The 18,241-nt window shown below is 55.1% G+C and carries 16 protein-coding genes and 1 tRNA gene; 7 read left to right on the plus strand and 10 right to left on the minus strand.

Annotation, left to right across the window (positions count from 1 at the left end):
* Positions 1-27 precede the first annotated feature (27 nt).
* The 6 genes from ACR0AD_RS03135 (at position 28) to ACR0AD_RS03160 (ending at position 6,556) form a co-directional block, all read left to right on the plus strand.
* Positions 28-1,134, plus strand: a complete 1,107-nt coding sequence (locus ACR0AD_RS03135) for an NUDIX domain-containing protein (RefSeq protein WP_480556355.1) — start codon at positions 28-30, stop codon at positions 1,132-1,134.
* A 68-nt stretch (positions 1,135-1,202) separates the two neighbouring features.
* Positions 1,203-2,237 carry a cysteine synthase A gene (locus ACR0AD_RS03140; protein WP_480485822.1) on the plus strand — a complete coding sequence of 345 codons (1,035 nt, stop codon included), beginning with the start codon at positions 1,203-1,205 and terminating at the stop codon, positions 2,235-2,237.
* Complete coding sequence (locus tag ACR0AD_RS03145) at positions 2,237-4,663, plus strand: DUF3772 domain-containing protein (RefSeq protein WP_480485820.1); 2,427 nt, start codon at positions 2,237-2,239, stop codon at positions 4,661-4,663. The genes ACR0AD_RS03140 and ACR0AD_RS03145 overlap by 1 nt, the downstream gene beginning before the upstream one ends.
* Before the next feature lie 143 nt (positions 4,664-4,806).
* Positions 4,807-4,896, plus strand: a tRNA-Ser gene (locus ACR0AD_RS03150).
* Positions 4,897-5,132: 236 nt separating this feature from the next.
* Positions 5,133-5,501 (plus strand): group I truncated hemoglobin, encoded by a 369-nt coding sequence (locus ACR0AD_RS03155; protein WP_209596705.1) that lies wholly within the window; start codon positions 5,133-5,135, stop codon positions 5,499-5,501.
* The gene (locus tag ACR0AD_RS03160) at positions 5,498-6,556 is read left to right on the plus strand and encodes an adenylate/guanylate cyclase domain-containing protein (RefSeq protein ID WP_480528434.1); all 1,059 of its coding nucleotides are present in this window, start codon (positions 5,498-5,500) and stop codon (positions 6,554-6,556) included. The genes ACR0AD_RS03155 and ACR0AD_RS03160 overlap by 4 nt, the downstream gene beginning before the upstream one ends.
* Before the next feature lie 6 nt (positions 6,557-6,562).
* Here ACR0AD_RS03160 and ACR0AD_RS03165 read toward each other — a convergent pair whose 3' ends face one another.
* The 9 genes from ACR0AD_RS03165 to guaA all read right to left on the minus strand — a co-directional run bounded on the left by ACR0AD_RS03165 (position 6,563) and on the right by guaA (position 15,985).
* Positions 6,563-7,177, minus strand: a complete 615-nt coding sequence (locus ACR0AD_RS03165) for a TetR/AcrR family transcriptional regulator (protein WP_209504101.1) — start codon at positions 7,175-7,177, stop codon at positions 6,563-6,565.
* 113 nt (positions 7,178-7,290) lie between these two features.
* Positions 7,291-8,160, minus strand: coding sequence for a polyphosphate kinase 2 (gene ppk2, locus ACR0AD_RS03170; RefSeq protein ID WP_480485818.1), 870 nt, complete (start codon positions 8,158-8,160; stop codon positions 7,291-7,293).
* A gap of 49 nt (positions 8,161-8,209) precedes the next feature.
* On the minus strand, positions 8,210-9,163 hold the full coding sequence (locus tag ACR0AD_RS03175) for an alpha/beta fold hydrolase (protein WP_480472445.1): 954 nt from the start codon (positions 9,161-9,163) through the stop codon (positions 8,210-8,212).
* Positions 9,153-10,070 (minus strand): homoserine O-acetyltransferase MetA, encoded by a 918-nt coding sequence (metA, locus tag ACR0AD_RS03180; RefSeq protein ID WP_480485816.1) that lies wholly within the window; start codon positions 10,068-10,070, stop codon positions 9,153-9,155. Before metA ends, ACR0AD_RS03175 begins: the two co-directional genes overlap by 11 nt.
* Before the next feature lie 36 nt (positions 10,071-10,106).
* The gene (locus ACR0AD_RS03185) at positions 10,107-10,979 is read right to left on the minus strand and encodes an ATPase (RefSeq protein ID WP_480472449.1); all 873 of its coding nucleotides are present in this window, start codon (positions 10,977-10,979) and stop codon (positions 10,107-10,109) included.
* Positions 10,980-11,025: 46 nt separating this feature from the next.
* Positions 11,026-11,922, minus strand: coding sequence for a DMT family transporter (locus ACR0AD_RS03190; protein ID WP_480472451.1), 897 nt, complete (start codon positions 11,920-11,922; stop codon positions 11,026-11,028).
* A 99-nt stretch (positions 11,923-12,021) separates the two neighbouring features.
* Positions 12,022-13,185 carry an OmpP1/FadL family transporter gene (locus ACR0AD_RS03195; RefSeq protein ID WP_480481189.1) on the minus strand — a complete coding sequence of 388 codons (1,164 nt, stop codon included), beginning with the start codon at positions 13,183-13,185 and terminating at the stop codon, positions 12,022-12,024.
* 123 nt (positions 13,186-13,308) lie between these two features.
* A complete protein-coding gene (locus ACR0AD_RS03200) occupies positions 13,309-14,214 on the minus strand; it encodes a DMT family transporter (RefSeq protein ID WP_480485814.1) in 906 nt (301 codons plus the stop codon).
* Between the two features lie 211 nt (positions 14,215-14,425).
* Positions 14,426-15,985 (minus strand): glutamine-hydrolyzing GMP synthase, encoded by a 1,560-nt coding sequence (gene guaA / locus ACR0AD_RS03205; RefSeq protein ID WP_480485812.1) that lies wholly within the window; start codon positions 15,983-15,985, stop codon positions 14,426-14,428.
* A 306-nt stretch (positions 15,986-16,291) separates the two neighbouring features.
* On the opposite strand from guaA, the gene ACR0AD_RS03210 reads away from it, so the two are divergent.
* The gene (locus ACR0AD_RS03210; protein ID WP_480481183.1) at positions 16,292-17,836 is read left to right on the plus strand and encodes a trimethylamine methyltransferase family protein; all 1,545 of its coding nucleotides are present in this window, start codon (positions 16,292-16,294) and stop codon (positions 17,834-17,836) included.
* On the opposite strand, the gene ACR0AD_RS03215 is transcribed toward ACR0AD_RS03210, so the two are convergent.
* A complete protein-coding gene (locus ACR0AD_RS03215; RefSeq protein WP_480481181.1) occupies positions 17,837-18,136 on the minus strand; it encodes a DUF6477 family protein in 300 nt (99 codons plus the stop codon). It abuts the gene before it with no gap.
* Positions 18,137-18,241: the final 105 nt, after the last annotated feature.

Genomic DNA, 18,241 nt, shown 5'->3' on the forward strand with positions numbered 1-18,241 from the left:
CGACAAGAGAGATCGACTTTGTCTGATTTGTTTTTTTATGGAACGCTGCGACACTTGCCGTTGTTGGAACGCGTTCTTGGTCATCCTCTGAGCAAAACCAAAGCGCGGCCCGCCCAACTTCGAGGCCATGCTGTCCATTCTGTTCAGGGGCAGGATTTCCCAATGATCCTGGAAATGGAAGGTGCCAGTGCCGAAGGTGTACTGGTGCAGGAATTGTCGTCTGTGGATCTGGCCAGGCTTGATTATTACGAAGGGTCATTCGACTATGATCTGAAGCCGTTGAAGGTCGAATTGGAAGACGGGACCGAGGCCGAAGCGCAGGTCTTTTTTCCTGCCCCCGATGCCTGGAGACCGGGTGATTTGTGGTCGCTTCAGGACTGGGCGGACAGATTGGGCGAACTTACAACGCTCGCCGCTGAGGAAGAGATGGCCTATTTCGGGAAGGTTGATCCCCGGATCTTGGCCCGCAGTATTCGCGCCACTCAAACGCGTGCCTGGTCAAAGATCATGGCCGGGCAGCGGAGAACCGGTGATCCGCGGGACATTGCAAAAGACGTGATCGTGCATCGCCATGACCGGGTGTATCTTGATTATTTCGGGATGGAGGAAATCGATCTGCAACATCGGCGGCATGACGGCAGCATGGGGCCGGTACTGCGCCGTGGAAGCTTGTTGCAGGGTAGTGCGGTCGGCGTTCTGCCCTATGATCCGGTCCGCGATACCGTTTTGATCGTGGAACAGTTCAGACCACCGGTTTTCCTGAACAACGATCCGGAACCCTGGCTTTGGGAAGCGGTGGCCGGGATGATTGATCCGGGTGAGACACCCGAACAGGCCGCGCATCGAGAGGCGATGGAGGAGGCGGGTATTCGTTTTGACAGGCTGGAATATGCTGGCGGTGCCTACACCTCGAGCGGATCTTCCACCGGGTTCATGTATCTTTATGTTGGTCTGGGTGAGTTGACGCACACCACAATCACCGGTGGCCTGGACACAGAAGGTGAAGACATCCGCAGTCAAATCCTGCCGTTCGACGAATTCATAGACATGACGGATCGCCATGTTTTCAAGGATCTACAATTGGTGTCTCTGGCTTATTGGCTGGCCCGCCACCGGGACAGATTGCGCGGGTGACTATCCCGCTTGTGGTCTCGGCGGTGCGGCTGTAAATCTTCGATGGTACAAAACGACAAGGGGCCATCATGCGCATTGCACGAGATCTTGCTGACGCAGTAGGAAAAACACCGCTGATCCGGCTGCGCCGCATCAGTGAAGAAACTGGTTGCGAAATTCTCGGCAAAGCCGAATTCATGAACCCCGGTCAATCCGTCAAGGACCGTGCTGCACTCTATATTATCCGTGATGCCATTGCGCGGGGCGATTTGAAGCCCGGTGGCACCATTGTGGAAGGCACCGCCGGCAATACCGGTATTGGTCTGGCGCTGGTGGGGGCGTCAATGGGGTTCAAGACCGTGATTGTGATCCCGGAAACCCAGTCGGAAGAAAAGAAAGACATGCTGCGGCTGGCCGGTGCACAACTGGTTCAAGTTCCGGCTGCACCTTATCGCAATCCCAACAATTTCGTGCATTATTCCCGGCGTTTGGCCGAGGAATTGGCGCAGACGGAACCCAATGGGGCAATCTGGGCCAACCAGTTTGACAACGTGGCGAACCGTCAGGCCCATGTTGAAACCACTGGACCCGAAATCTGGGAACAAACAGACGGTAAGGTCGACGGGTTTATCTGTGCTGTCGGGTCGGGCGGTACGTTGGCCGGGGTTGCCGAAGCGTTGCAGCCCAAGGGTGTGAAAATCGGTCTGGTCGATCCTATGGGTGCGGGTCTCTACTCTTACTACACCACCGGTGAAATCGCGATGGAGGGAGGATCGATTGCCGAAGGTATCGGACAGGTTCGGATAACAAAGAACCTGGAAGGGTTCACGCCGGATCATTCCTATCAGATCACTGACACCGAGGCGTTGCCCTATATCTTTGACCTGCTCCGTGACGAGGGGCTGGTCATGGGCGGGTCAACCGCGATCAACATGGCGGGCGCCGTGCGTCTGGCCAAAGAAATGGGGCCGGGCCACACGATTGTGACTGTCCTTTGCGACTATGGCACGCGGTATCAGTCCAAGCTGTTCAACCCGGATTTCCTGCGCGAGAAAGAATTGCCGGTGCCGGATTGGATGACTGAAGCACCGCGCAGCATTCCCGGCGTTTTCGAGGACGTGTGATGCCGAGGCAGGTTCGCCTGTTTCTGACACTGGTATTCCTGTGTCTTGTCGGGCTCGCAGGCGGTGCTGTCGCGCAGCTGACCGACAGGCAAAGTGAGTATTACCGGGGCTGGATAAAAACGGCTGACCGTGCCGAGTCCGTGATTGAAGCGAACCGTGCGTCAAACGCTGCGTTTGAGAATTTACGTTCTGAAATAAACGGTTACCGAGAGGACTTTAACAAGGCACGCAGCGCCAACACAGACCGTATCGCAACGCTGGAAAGCCAGATCAAGGCGCTTGGTCCAAAACCCGAAGGGGACGCGGCCGAACCTGAAGACATCGCTAAATTGCGAACTCATCTTAATGAGCAGCTCAACAGTTTGCGGGTGCCGCGCATCATTTCCGAAGAAGCTTATACCCGCGCAAATGGATTGATCAGTGAAATCGATCGGATCATCCGGACGCGGCAGACAAAACAATTCTTTGAGCGCGGGCCGTCACCGATCAACCCCGTATATTGGGGACCTGCTTGGCAAGACGTAAAAGAGGCGCTTCAGAGCCTGACAAATGAAACAATTACCAACCTGCGTTCGGACGTAGTGAAAGAACGTATCCGTGATCGTGGCTTGGGAATCTTGTTTCTGGTGATCCTGGCCGCGGTTTTACTGATCTTCGGCAAACGTTGGTCCGAACGGGGCGGCGACTATCTGAGGTTGCTGGGCGGAGCGGGCACTGGTGTTTGGTCCTTCATCATTTCTCTGTTGCGGATTCTGTTGCCATGGATCGGTGTCGTTGCCGCCATCGCCGCAATCAGTCTTTCGGGTATTCCGGGTCTGCGAGGCAGTTTGTTGCTGGAAAAAATCCCCTACTGGGCGGCAATTGCCTTCTTCTACGACTGGATTGGCCGACAGATTTACGTGATTGGCGCTTCACAAGGATTCAAGCGCCTGTCTGCTGCTCGGATTACCGAATTGCGGATATACATTGATCTGTTGGCTTTGATGTTGATCCTGCACGAACTGGCGCTTCTGTTTCAGCAGATCGAAAACGTCTCGGATGCGACTCGTGCGGTGATCAGCTTTCCCGTGATTGTTGGAACGGCATTGCTTTTGCTCCGCGTGCGGCAGATCAGAACGAACGACCGCCTGCTGGACCAGACGGCGTCTACCCGGGCCGCCGGATTCAGCCAGTTGTTGGAATTCCTGCGCAAGGCCATGTTCCTGCTGGGGATCGCAACACCCGTACTGGCACTGACCGGCTATACCAATGCGGCCGAAGCGATCGTGTTTCCGGCGGTAAAAACGCTGGTTTTGATTGCCGCTCTGGCGATTTTCCAACGGTTCGTCAGTCAGATATACGGATGGATCACAGGGCAGGGCGACGCTGCGCGCGACTCTCTTTTTTCGGTCCTGGTGGGCTTTGCACTCGCCATCGTCGCGCTGCCTGTTCTGGCGATATACTGGGGCGCGCGCGAAACGGACCTGCTTGAGGTGTGGTCACGTCTGCTGCTTGGCTTTGACATCGGCGGTGTCATGATCTCGCCCAGCAATTTCCTGACATTTATCGCTGTTTTCGCAATCGGATATACGCTGACACGGTTGTTGCAAAGCGGGTTGCGCAACTCGCTGTTGCCCAAAACCAGCATCGATCCGGGCGGGCAGAATGCGATTGTCGCTGGCTCTGGGTATATCGGGATCTTTCTGGCTGCGTTGGCAGCGATCATGGTCGCGGGGTTTGATCTGTCGTCGCTGGCAATTGTCGCTGGTGCACTGTCTGTCGGTATTGGCTTTGGCCTGCAAACGATTGTGTCTAATTTCGTGTCCGGCATCATCCTTCTGGTCGAACGGCCGATCTCCAAGGGTGACTGGATAGATGTGAACGGGATGATGGGCTACGTGCGTGACATCTCCGTCCGATCGACCCGGATCGAGACGTTCGACAGAACGGATGTGATCATTCCAAACTCGGACCTGATCAGCGGCGTCGTCACCAACTACACACGTGGCAATACCATCGGTAGGGTGATTGTACCGGTCGGTGTCGCCTACGGAACAGATACACGGCTGGTCGAGACCATTCTGGGCGAGGTCGCAAACAACCACCCGATGGTTCTGGCCAACCCGGCGCCCAGTGTAGTGTTTCAGGGATTTGGAGCGGATGCGTTGGATTTCGAGATCAGAGCGATCCTACGGGATGTGAACTGGGTTTTATCCGTCAAATCCGACATGAACCACGAGATCAATCGGCGCTTTCTGGAAGCGGGTATCGAGGTGCCGTTTGCACAGCGTGATATCTGGTTGCGCAATCCCGAAGCTTTGCAGACCTCGAACAAGGTTAAAGAGGCAGGCCTTGCGCCCAAACAGAACACAACCGATTCAACGGCAGGAAAGCCAGTTGAACTGACAGAATCTGATCTGGACCCTGACGCGGGCGATGAAATCTGACGACCAGTCCGACAGCTGAAAGGTCGCGTTTCTGGTCGCTTGACGCTCTGGGTAGACTACCGGATTTAATTGATCCTTTCCGGTGATTTCACCGATTTGGGGCCTTGCAAATCTCATGACATTGGTCCAAACATCGCCGGCACGGAGAGGTGGCCGAGTGGTCGAAGGCGCACGCCTGGAAAGTGTGTAGGCGGGGAACCGTCTCCAGGGTTCGAATCCCTGTCTCTCCGCCATTACCCCCTTAGACAGAAACCCAAACCAGCCCCGGCGTCTTGGCTGTGTACAACTTGGTTTCGTGTACCACGCCGGGTCTTCGAAAGCGCAGGATTTTAAATCCCGGACACTTTTGCTTTTCCTAAAATGAACGCGCGTTAAGCCGGAAAACGAAAAAAATACCATAAACATTAACAAAAATGTCCATTTGATATAGAATTACAGTGTTTTTGTTCGGTAACTCTTGGGTTTTCGTGTGGCGCAAACGCTTTATGATAAATACGGTGGCTTCAAAACAATCAGCCGTGTCGTGATGACCTTCTATGAAATGGCGTTGGATTCGGATGACATCGGCCATTATTTTGAAGATATTGATATGCCGCGGTTGATTGATCATCAGACGAAGTTTGTATCGTCCCTGATTGGCGGACCGGCGTCATTCAGTGATGACAGGATCGAAGCCGTACACAGGCATCTGAGTATTTCACACGACGAATTTGATGTGATGGCTGAGCTGTTTGGCGAAGCGCTGAGCGTGCATGGTATGTCCGATCAGGATATCAAAACCGCGCTGGCTGCAATTGAAGGGAAGCGTTCAATTATCGTCGCCCGAAACGCGGCATGAGCATTCATGCAATAAACGAACAGCTGTTACGCGCCATCGGTGTCGGCATTGCCGTGGTGCGCGCCTCGGATCTTCAGTTCGTTTTTCATAACGGGCCGTTTTCGGAGTGGTTTGGAACCCCCGAGAACGGCAGTACTCTTACGGACATTCTTCCCGCCCTTGATCCCAAAGAATTGGAAGACGTCAAGCAATCGGGCTTGAGATATTCGGTTGAATTGCAAATCAAGCCGAAGCGGCGGACCTTGATCTTTGCAGTCGCAGTTTCGTTGGCCAAAGGGCTGTCCGAGCAGGTTCTGATTGTCGAATGCCAGAACATCACGCGCATTCGCGAGCTGGAAAGCATGATCGACAGCTATTCCACCATGGTCGAACGCAACACGCGAGAGCTGGAGCGCGAGAAAGAGCGGGTTGAACGGCTGCTTCTGAACTTGATGCCACGGGCCGTTTATGAAGAGTTCAAAACCTTCGGTGTTGTCACTCCGCAGCTCTACAAGCAGGTGTCTGTTGTTATGCTGGACTTTGTGGGATTCACTGATTTCGCGGCCAAGACCGACCCGACAGTGACCCTGAGCGAGTTGAACGACATTTTCACAGCGTTTGACAGGATCGTTGAGCAATTCGGGTGTGAAAGGATCAAAACAATAGGTGACGCATATCTTGCGGTCTCAGGCATTCCTGACCCGACACCCGATCACGCGACGGCAGTGGCCCATTGCGCGGTACGTTTCCTGCGTTATCTCGAACGCCGGAACGAAAGCCACCCGCACAAATGGCAGGCCCGGATCGGTTTGGGCATGGGGGCCGCGGTCGGGTCTGTGGTGGGTATTCAGAAATACGTCTACGACGTTTTCGGTCCGGCGGTAAATATCGCGTCCCGACTGCAAATTTTCGCCAATCCTATGAAAATCGTTGCGCCGGAAGAGATGAAATACGCCCTGATTGACGAATTTCAGGTCTCGGACCTGGGACGTGTTGACATAAAGGGAATGGGCGAGATGAATCTGATCAACGTAACGTCCGGGCTGAGCTTACCGCAAAGCAGCCGAACTTTTTGACAGGTGTCAGTCGTCCTGCGGGATCAGACCCAGCCCTCGCAGGTAGATTCCAATGCCGCTTTCCAGCAGGTCTTCCGGGGGGAAGGGAGACGTCGCGCCGGTATTGCGCGCGTATAATTCAACCACACCATGGCTCATCGCCCAGATATGTGCGCTGAACATCGACGCGGGCGGGCGCTTTTCAGGTGGAATATGTTGTGACAGGTCGTCGGCGGCTTTTTCAAGAACCGATTTGGCCCGATTGGCGGCCATTGATAGTTCGGGGGTGCGATTCAACGAAATTCCACTTTCGAACATGGCGATGTAATGGCCGGGGTTCTTCCGCGCAAAAGCCAGATAGGCCCGCCCGGTTGCCTCGAAGGCGGCAAGGGCAGAGGGTTGGCCCTTGTCATAAGCGTATTGCATCAGGTCCGCGAACATCTCGAACCCTTGCCGTGCAGCTTCGGCGATAAGGTCTTCGCGCCCTTCAAAATGGCGATAGACAGCGGCGGGTGTTACGCCAGCGGTTTTGGCGGCTTCAGATAACGTAAAACCTGTCGGCCCCTTTTCTTCGATCAGGGACAAGGCTGCCTCGATCAGGGCTTGCTTTAGGTTTCCGTGATGATAACCGCGTTTCGACATCCCGGCCTCAGGTTCTTTGATTAGGTATTGGAAGACAAGGGGATAGACCAAATACACACGGTCGTCCAACGCTTGCCCTTGAAATCCTTGGCCGGGCAGGGTGAAAACGCAACCTAGGCGTCCCAGACATCCGGACCACCGCAGATCAGGGGATCAATGTCGCCAATGCTTTTTGCGTCCTTCTCATCATAGTCCAGCGTGTGCAGAACCGTTTGAATTGCTGCAAGACGGGCGCGTTTCTTGTCGTCCGACCGGACAATTGTCCAAGGAGATATGTCTGAATGTGACCGGGTCAGAGTTTCTGAAATCGATTGTGTGTATTCGTCCCACTTGTCCAACCCAGCCACGTCAATAGGGCTGAGTTTCCATTGCTTTAAGGGGTCGGTTTCACGGGCCAGAAAGCGGTTCAGCTGCTCAGCCCGCCCGACATTGAGCCAGAACTTGAAGAGTTTGATGCCATCATTGACCAGACCCGTTTCAAGCGGCAGAACCTGACGAAAGAACCGCTCGCGCACTTCCTGGGTGCAGAAACCAAAGACGTTCTCGACCACGCCGCGATTGTACCAGCTGCGGTCAAAGAACACGATCTCGCCAGCGGCAGGCAGGTGAGGGATGTAGCGCTGGAAGTACCATTGACTGCGTTCAGTTTCTGAGGGTTTGCTGAGCGCCACATTGCGCGCGCCGCGTGGGTTCAGGTTTTCGCGAAACCGTTTGATCGTTCCGCCCTTGCCGGCGGCATCGCGGCCTTCGAAGATGATGGCGATCCGTTGCGCCGTGTCCTTGACCCAAGACTGCATTTTGACCAGCTCGATCTGGAGCAGTTCCATCTGCTCATCATAGTCCTTGGTCTTCATCTTCTCGCTATACGGGTAGGTCGGGTTCAGGATTTCGCCTTTCTTCGAATTCTCGATCTCATCCCGCACAGCTTTGGGCGCGCTTTCCTGAAAATACTTCTCTATAGAACCTTTTTCGGTCCGGGCCATATGTCACCTCACGATAAAACCCATATCCGACTATGGATTAGAGCTTGGATTAACGCAAACCTGCACGCCGCGCTGCACGATCAATTGCGGAGGCAACCTCGGGCGCTGCGACAACCTGCGGCATGTGACCGATCCCTGGTAACGCGACCAGTTCGGCCTGCGGGATTTGCTGGATCAGACGTCGGGAATGCCACTCGAGGCCGACAGTGTCGTCGGCGGTGCCGTGAACGATTTCGGTTGGCACTGAAATCTCACCGTATTTCGGCTGCAATTGGGTTATCTCATCCAATAGATTGGCCCGTTGCTTGGCATTTGCATGCATGGAACTGCGCCGGATGGTCAGGCCGGGTCCGAAATGTTCGGCGTATCCAGCGGGGGTCGATTGAGGCGCAAATACAGTGTCCAATGCCCGTGCCACGTACCAATCGGGCACGAAGGAAGAGATCAGGGGCAGGGCGAGCGCGTTGCCGACCGTGGTAGATGCCAATTGGTTAAACCCATCCAGCGGCGTTTCCCACGGAATGGCAGCAGGTGCGATCAAAACAAGCGCCGAGAGATCCTCGGGCCTTGTGACCGCCCATGCAAGTGCCACTGAACCACCATAGCTTTGGCCCGCAACGACAGGCTTTTCCGCCCCAAGTTGGGCAGCAGCTTTTTGCAGGATATCCGCTTGCTCCGTGATCGTTTCACCGTCTGGGTTGAAACTTTCTGAAAACCCCAGGCCGGGCCGGTCAAAAACGATGACGCGGTAGTTTTCCGCCAGAATGGGTGCCAGCGCAAAGGTCATGTCGCGGGTGTTGCCGCTTGAGCCGTGAAGAAGGACCACATCTGGCCCTTTCCCCATGACAACCGCATGAACGGCGATCCCGTCGACATCAAGAATCTGACCTTCGGGTGGGAAAGCCACTTCTGCCTGTGCTTCGTTCCGGGCGCTGCGCCACGCAGTCACAACGGCAAGGCCCAGAATGATGAGGCCAAAGGATATCAAGTTCTTAGCGGCCAATATTGCTCATATCAAAAGGCGTAGTCTGATAGATTTCGTTTATCCAGTTTCCGTAAAGAAGATGCGCGTGGCTGCGCCAACGGTTTTGAGGTGTCTTGGATGGGTCATCATCCGGATAGTAGTTGATCGGCACGTTGATGGGCGTGTCATTGGCGACGTCGCGATCATACTCCTGTTTCAGCGTGTCGCTGTCATATTCAAAATGGTTGAAGATATACAGCGCGCGGTGGCTGGGATCCTCGACCAGACAAGGGCCTACATCGTCGCTGCCCAGCAGGGTCGTCAAACCCTGCGCGGCGTCGATCTCATCTTGTTTCATTTCCGTCCAGCGGCTGACTGGGATAACGCAATCGTCTGAGAACCCACGTAAAAAAGGTGATGCAGGGTTCAGATTGCGGTGGCGGAAACAGCCAAAGGCCTTGGCATCCAGCATGTGCTTTCGAACACCATGAAAATGGTTGATCATCGCCATCCCTCCCCAGCAAACACCAAAGGTTGAATGAACGTTGGTTTGGGTCCAGTCGAAGATTTCGCTGATTTCATCCCAATAGGTGACATCACCAAATTCCAGATGCTCGATCGGCGCGCCAGTAATGATCAGGCCATCAAATTTATGGTCCTTGACTTCCTGAAAAGGCTGATAGAACTCGGACATATGCTCGGCGGCGGTGGTTTTTGTCTGGTGTTCCGTCATACGGATCAAAGACAGTTCGATCTGCAACGGGGTTGCGCCGATCAGGCGCGCAAACTGGTTTTCCGTCTGAATCTTCTTCGGCATCAGATTCAGCAACCCGATGCGCAGGGGGCGAATATCCTGACGCATTGCCTGATCCTCGGACATGACCATAACGCCCTCTTTGTTCAGGACGTCGAAAGCGGGCAGATCTGAGGGGATTTTGATGGGCATGTGTCTGACTTCGAAGAGATTAGGGAAAACTGGTAGTTAGGCGTTATTGCGTCTGGCCTCAAGGGTACGTTCGATCAACTCATCGAAATCGGCCGCATCGCGGATCTTGCCGATGTCATTGGCATCAATCGTCACGCCCCAGTTCTTTGCCATCGCCTCGTACCGGGGCTGACGATGGGCCAGGGCTTGTGCATAGGTCCAGCGGACAAAATCATCGGGGTTGACCTCGGTCTCTGCACAGCCGTGTTGATCCAGATACTCTGTCCAGGAACGGGTCAGGAAATCGGCCTGATAGGACATGGGTTTTGGGGCCTTGTCGAAACGGCGCACAAGATCGGCCGTATGACCCTCGTCACCCTTCAGCCAGATCATGAGGGTGTGCCGCGCGAGTTCGGACAAAACCTGATCCCTTGGGTCTTTGGGATCCACCCACTCGCAGATGGATCCGCCCGTATCGCAGATAAAGTGAGGATATTTGTACAGACGCTCGGCGCGGTCGATGAAGTATTCGGTGTCCAGCAGCGCATGAATTTCGGCCAAGCGAAACTGTTCCTGCCTGCGGCGGTATTCCGGCATGTCCAAGCCGCCCAGATCGGGGTTTCCCGGCTTGCCCAGATAAGCAGCAACAGGTGTCAGATTGGCGAATGAAATATTCGAACCGATATAGATCGAATCCGACAACAGCAGTTCACGCAAGAACGGAACTTTCATGGCCTCGGCCTTGGCATTGTCGGTGATGTACTCGCCCATATAGCGCGTTCCGATCCGGTAATCGATCGAGTAGTGGAACCAGTTCCCGGAATCTCTGAGGATGTTGGATACGTAGGTCTTGCCTAATCCTGACATGCCAAAGAACAGCACTTTCTTGCGGCTTGCGGTGCGCCAGTCATTGGCTGAGGTGTAGATCATTTTGCGCTGTCCTTTTTGCCCTAGCTAAATCGGGCAGCGCACGGCGTCAATTGGGCCGGGACGAACGATTCAGAACCAAAAGGCCAATCGCCAGAACGGCAAAGCCCAGAAAGGCGTTTGGGGACAGGGACTCTTCGCGCAGCAATGCGCCCAGAACAATAGCGACCGGGGGTATGACAAGCGTCACCAGCATCAGATTGCCACTGCCGGCCATTGCCAAAACCCGATAGTAAAGCAGATATGCGCCGGCCGTTGCGACTATCGCATAATACCCGATGGCCGCCCAGGTTATCGCGGGTAACGCCAAGCTGGGTATTCCATCAACTGCTAGTGTTATTGGTAATACCAGCACTGTCGAAGCCGTCAGCATACCGGCGGCGGCAATCACTGGGGAAAGGTGCGATAACGTTTGCCTCGCCCAAGCCGCGGCACATGCGTAGGAAACTGTTCCGGTCAACACTGCAATCTGAGCGGTGCTTTGCAGGCTGAAATTCAAGAAATTCTGCACTCCGATCGCGATTGAGACACCAAGAAAGCCCAAGCAGACACCCAGTAGCCGGGTCTTTGTCAATCGTTCGTCGCGAAAAAACAGTGCTGCAATCAGAACGCCGAAGATCGCAGTCGCCGCGTTCAGGATCGCCGTCAGACCCGTGTCAATGTACAGCTGCCCCCAAGCCATCAGGCTAAAGGGGATGACGTTGTTCAATAGCCCCATGACCAAAAAAGCGCCCCAGATACCGGGCGAGCGCGGCACCTTGATCCCCTTGATCCAAGTCACCAGCCACAAGACAAGCATGGCCCAGAATGTGCGATGCAAAACCGACGTCATCACGGGAAGCGTGTCCAGAGCGACCCGGATGGAAACAAAGGAGGCGCCCCAGATCAGTCCAAGCAACAAAAGCTCGGCCCAGGCGCGAAGAGAGAGGTGTTTTTGTGCATCCATACGGGCACTGTTTCATTGAAGTTAACCAACGGCGACCCGGTTCATGCGAAAAAGCCCCGCAGAAACTGCGAGGCTTTGTAGGAACATATGATACTCAGATCAGTTCAGAGCGTATGTGATCTGGAAACCAACGCTCCAGGCGCTGTTGCCTGTGAATGTACCACGTGCCGCCGGACCGGCGCCATTCGCGGTGGCATCTCCGATATCCGTGTAACGTACACCACCGGAAATTTTGGCATTCTCAAGAGAATAGGTGCCACCCAGACCGATGCTCCAGAACCCATCTGTCGGGCCGAGGTTCGACACCGGCGTACCTTGGGAAGATTCGTAGCCCAGTGTCACAGCACCAGAAAACTCTTCCGAGAACTGATAGCCCAAACCCAGAGAGTAGGTGAAGGTGGCTTCGTCATAGTCAACCAGGTTCGTGGTCGGCGGATAGTTTGGCGGGTTATACACAAGCTGTGGCCAGTCGACCCAACGGATCGAGCCAAACAACAATGTCTTGGGCGCCACACCGGTCTGGAAATCCAAGTTGATTGACTGCGGTGTTTCAATCTCACTTGTGGTGTTGAACGTTGCCACAGTCCCCGGCGGAATTGGTGGGATAGGAGGCGGATTGAGCGATTCTGTCTGCGAAAGGTCGTGGCTGATCTTGGAGTTATAAGTCAGCGATACACGTGCTGCGATTTCGGGTTTTTCCCAGGCGACACCAACAACATACCCAAAAGCGGTATCAGCGCTGGTATCCACCTGATAGCCTGCGGTAATGGGAACAGTTATCGAGGCCTTGACGCGCTGCGCGCGAATACCACCGATCGCACTGAACCCGCCATCGAATTTGTAGCGCAGCAGCGCTGTGATGGCATCTGTATCCGCTGTCGCCCTCAGGCTGTCGGTTCGACCGCCGGGAATTGGGTTGATAGACAAGGGATACGTGCTCGCGTACTGAATATCGGCACCGAAGGGCTGATCATACATGATGGCGAAATCAAGCTTTTCTGTAAGCGCCGTTTTGTACCCCAAGTGCGGTGTAAAAAAGTCGTTCGCAACTTCACCTGAATCAACGGGTTGGCCACCATTTGTGCCAAAAACGTCTGGCATCGTACCGGTCACGCTTGGGTCGGTATACCCCAACCGAAACTGAACTGCAGAGCCTTCTTCAAAGATCAGGTTGATACCCTGACCGCTGCGGTCCAGGCCGCCTGCAAAACCAGCCGTTGCTCCAACGCACAAAGCGCACGTTGCGAGTAGTGTTGTTTTCATTCTGTCCTCCCGAACTTTCTCGAGTATTTGCCTGGCGAAGAATTGAGTGAGTCCAGCGCCTACTCGTGTGTAATGCGCGATACTTTCTTTTCAGTTAGTTTAAGGTCAACTGGTGACGGTGCGTTACTTGTTGCCACTACAGTTCTGAACTGTTGCTAAACTGTTACGATTTTCGGACCAGATGTTCAGGAAAATGCCTGCAAAGATGATAGCGGCGCCGATCAGCACCCAATGGTCGATGGGCTCGTGATAGAGGATCATTCCGATCACCGCGATTGTCGGAAGGCGTGCAAAATCAAAGGGAATTACGACGGTTGCCGGGGCGATAGACAGGGCATTGGTAATGCAAAAATGCGCCAGCAAACCCGCCAACCCAACCAGAATCAAGTAGGGCGCGGTTTGCATTGTCGGAAGCACAATCTGACCGTCGATGCCAGCGGCTGTGGCCCCAAGGACCGCTTGCATTGCGGTCAGCCAGAAAACGATACACCCAATACTGGCAAATCGCGTAAGCTTCTTGGTGGTAATCGTTGTAAACGCAAAGAATACCGCGGATGCCGCCGCTGTTATTAAGCCGGGGCTCAACGGGGCAGCGCCTGGGCGCGTGACGATCAGAACCCCTGAAAACCCAATTAGCGCCGCTATCAACCGGAGCGGGGTCAACCGTTCGTTCAGAAACAGCGGCGAGAGCAGGATCACCCAAAGCGGCTGAGTGAACTCCAGCGCGAAAACCTGTGCCAAAGGAGCCACTGCAACGGCGTAGAACCAGAGATTTTGCCCTGTAAAATGTAAAGTGTTTCGTAGGGCGTGCAACCCCAGCCGTTCGGCTGAAACCTGATGCCAGTTGCGAGTTAAAGTCAGGACTGTTGCAACAACGACGAACCCCACGATGCTGCGATACATCATGATTTCAAAGGTATCATGCGCAGAACTCAGCTCACGCCCTGCAACCGCCATGGATGAAAATGAGGCGATCGCACCCGTCATCCAAAGACCGGCCTTCAACACGTCTTTCTGCGCATGGCTCATTTCGGGCGTCCCTCAGGTTCGTCGCGTAGCCGCGCGGCCAAAAGACCGCAAGGCCAAGAGCTTATGATAAGCAGGCTAGGTTTGCCCGGCCATTCAAACGTCGAAGGTGCACCAGATTCAAGGTCGTATAGATGACTGCCCTGAACAATAGCTTGAATGAGAAGGACGTTTTGCAGCTCAATCAGTTAAGTTTTACGCAGATACCCACCGGTTATTCCCACTCGATGGTGCCGGGTGGTTTCGATGTGATGTCATAGGTGCACCGGTTGATGCCTTTGACTTCGTTGATGATCCGCGTTGCCGTTTCGCCCAAGAAATCATGGCTGAACGGGTAGTAGTCCGCGGTCATGCCATCGACAGATGTTACGGCCCGCAGGGCACAGGCATAGTCATAGGTGCGTCCATCACCCATGACGCCTACGGTGCGCACTGGCAAGATGGCGACAAAAGCCTGCCAGATGTCATCATAGAGGCCGTGTTTACGGATCTGGTCGATATAAATTGCATCGGCTTCCCGCAAAATACCCAGCTTTTCACGTGTGATTTCACCAGGGCAGCGGATTGCCAGACCGGGGCCGGGGAAGGGGTGACGCCCGATGAAACTCTGCGGAAGGCCAAGTTCACGGCCAAGCGCGCGAACCTCATCCTTGAACAGCTCTCGCAGGGGTTCGACCAGTTTCAGGCCCATCTTTTCCGGCAAGCCACCGACATTGTGGTGCGATTTGATGGTTACAGAAGGACCGCCCGAAAATGACACCGATTCGATTACATCCGGATAAAGCGTTCCCTGGGCCAGGAACTCGGCCCCTTGAATGGTATCGGCGTGTTTCTGGAACACGTCGATGAACAGTTTGCCGATGATCTTGCGTTTGGTCTCCGGGTCGCTTTGCCCTTCAAGCTCGCCAAGGAACAGTTCGGATTCGTCCGCGTGGATCAGTTGGATATTGTAGTTGTCGCGGAACATGCCGACGACTTCTGTCGCCTCGTTCTTGCGCAACAGCCCGTGGTCAACGAAGACGCAGGTCAACTGGTCTCCAATCGCCTCGTGGATCAGGATCGCCGCGACCGAGCTGTCAACGCCGCCCGACAAACCGCAGATGACCTTCTTGTCACCAACCTGCTCGCGGATCTTGCGGATCATCTCCTCGCGATAGGCCCCCATGGTCCAGTCGCCCTTGAAACCGGCCAGCTTGACGAAGTTCTCGTACAGCTTCGCGCCCTTGGGCGTGTGGTGCACCTCGGGGTGGAACTGCACGGCATAGAAATGGCGCGCTGGATCGGCTGTGATCGCAAAGGGCGCGTTAGGCGATGTGCCAAAGACCTGAAATCCCGGCGCGATTTCACTGACGTGGTCACCGTGGCTCATCCAGACCTGTTCATCCCCGTCGTCAAACCAGCCCTTCAGAATTTCCAGTTCGTCTTTTGGCGTGACAAAAGCCCGACCGAACTCGGCGGTGCCATGGCCACTTTCGACCTTGCCGCCAAGCTGGTGCATCATCACTTGCTGGCCATAACAGATGCCCAGAATCGGCACGCCGTAGTCAAAAATCTCTTGCGGAGCACGGGGCGACCCTTCGCGCGTCACACTGTCCGGCCCGCCCGAGAAGATCACGGCGCGCGGGGCCATTTCCCGCACGAAATCCATCGTGACATTCTGGTAAGGGTGAATTTCGCAATAGACATTCAGTTCGCGCAGGCGGCGGGCAATAAGCTGCGTAACCTGGCTGCCGAAGTCGATGATCAGAAGGCGGTCGTGGGATGTCTGGGTCATGTCAGCGCCTTAGGGCAAGCCTGCACATTTCGCAAGAGCGAGGTCCGATTCCGGCGCGGGATTCGATGAAGATCGCCACACAGGCCTTCGGCACTCGTGTTTCCCGCCGTTCGTGATCCGAAGTAGACAGGTGCGGTAACAATTGGGCCGCACTTTCCAAAATCCGATTATCCCCAATGGCAGCCCGTTGGCGGGATTGCAGAACGGCAATGTCGCTTTTTCCCCCAACGTGCCGCAATCCCTATGCTTGCGTTCCGGCAAACCTGTATCAAACGCTCAATCTAACCAACAACACGGGATCTTCTCATGACCGAGGCAAACACCCGGCGCAGGGCGAGAGGTGGCGGTGGCGCTGCCCGCCGTGCCGAGCGGACTGCAGTTCGTATCGAGACCGCGAAATACATCGAACGCAACATTCCGAACTTCGAAATCCTCAATGAAGAGGCACTGGAGATCATCGAAAACAATGCGGAAACCGTGTTGGAAGAGATCGGTGTTAACTTTGTTGATAACCCTGCCGCTCTGGAACGCTGGCGCGACGCTGGCGCGGATATCGACGGTGAACGCGTGCGCATTCCGCGTGGCCTGGCTCGTGAGCTGATCAAAACTGCGCCCAGCGAGTTTACCCAACATGCCCGCAACCCCGAGAAATCGGTCGTAATCGGTGGTCGAAACATGGTTCTGGCCCCGGTTTACGGCCCTCCTTTCGTGCGCGATGCACAGGGCGGCCGTCGATACGCGACGATGGACGACTTCAACAAGTTCGTGAAACTCGCCTATATGTCCAAGTGGTTGCACCATTCGGGCGGTACTGTGTGTGAGCCGACCGACATTCCGGTGAACAAGCGCCATCTGGACATGTTGAAGGCGCACATGACCCTGTCGGACAAGCCTTTCATGGGTTCTGTGACCGATCCCAGCCGGGCGCAGGATTCGGTCGAAATGTGCGAAATCCTGTTCGGCAAGGAGTTCGTTCAGCAAAACACGGTGATGACGTCGCTGACCAACATCAACTCGCCGATGACATTCGACGATGTGATGATGGGCTCGCTGGAAGTCTATGCACGTAACAATCAGGCCTGCATCATCTCGCCCTTTATTGTGGGCGGCGCGATGGCGCCGGTCTCGGTAGCCGGTACTTTGACACAGGTTCTGGCCGAGGTTCTTGCCGGTGTGGCGTACAGCCAGATCGTCCGTCCCGGTGCACCCGCGATCTTTGGTGCATTCGTGACTTCGATCGACATGAATTCAGGTGCCCCGACCTTCGGAACACCAGAAGCTGCGCATATCACCTATGGCGCGGGTCAGCTGGCGCGGCGTCTGAACTTGCCCTATCGGTCCGCAGGATCGTTCTGTGGCTCGAAACTTCCGGATGCGCAGGCGGCTTATGAAACAGCGAACTCGCTGAATATGGGACTGTTGGCTGGCGTGAACTTCATGTTGCATGCCTGCGGCTGGCTGGAAGGCGGCCTGGTGGCCGACTTCGAGAAATTCGTTATGGATGCCGACCAGTTGGGTGTTTTGCATTCGCTGGCCAAGGGCGTGGCCTATGACGAAAACGCGCAGGCCATGGATGCGATCCGGGAAGTTGGCCCGGGCGGGCATTACCTAGGATGTGCCCACACGCAGGCGAACTTCAAGGAATCGTTCTGGAAGTCCGATCTGCTGGACTACAAGCCATATGAAACCTGGCAGGAAGAAGGCGCGCGTGATACGCGGGCTCTGGCCTCTGCGCGGGTTGAACACCTGCTGGCTAATTATCAGCAACCGCATATGGAACCGGATACAGCCGCAGCGCTGGAAGCCTATATCGCCGAGAAAAAGGCCTCCTTGCCGGATGCGTTCTCCTGATTACTGAAGGACCGGGGCGCGGCTGGCCTGATACAGCCGCGCCTCACCCAACAGCGCGATAAGAATGTCGAGATGCCGGACCAGAGAGTATGCGGCATCATCTTCTTTGCGCAGTTCATTTACCTCTTTTTCCATCTCCATCAGTCGCAGCAGGGCCTGACCTGAACCCGGCAATGATCCGTATCCCAGAATACGTTGCAGATGCCTGTCCCGGTTGTACTCTCTCGCTCCGAAATTGGCGGCTCTTGCCAACATGCGTGGGCGGTGAAGCGTTGAGATCATTGTCATCAGGTCCTGCATCTTATGTGTCCTGTGTCTGAGGGTTTACGGGACCATTAAATGCACAACCTAAGCGGGTGTTGCCTGCGTGACAGCCTCTCCGAACGATGGTTTCACGACTGTTTA

This window comes from Ruegeria sp. BH8 (assembly GCF_056538065.1).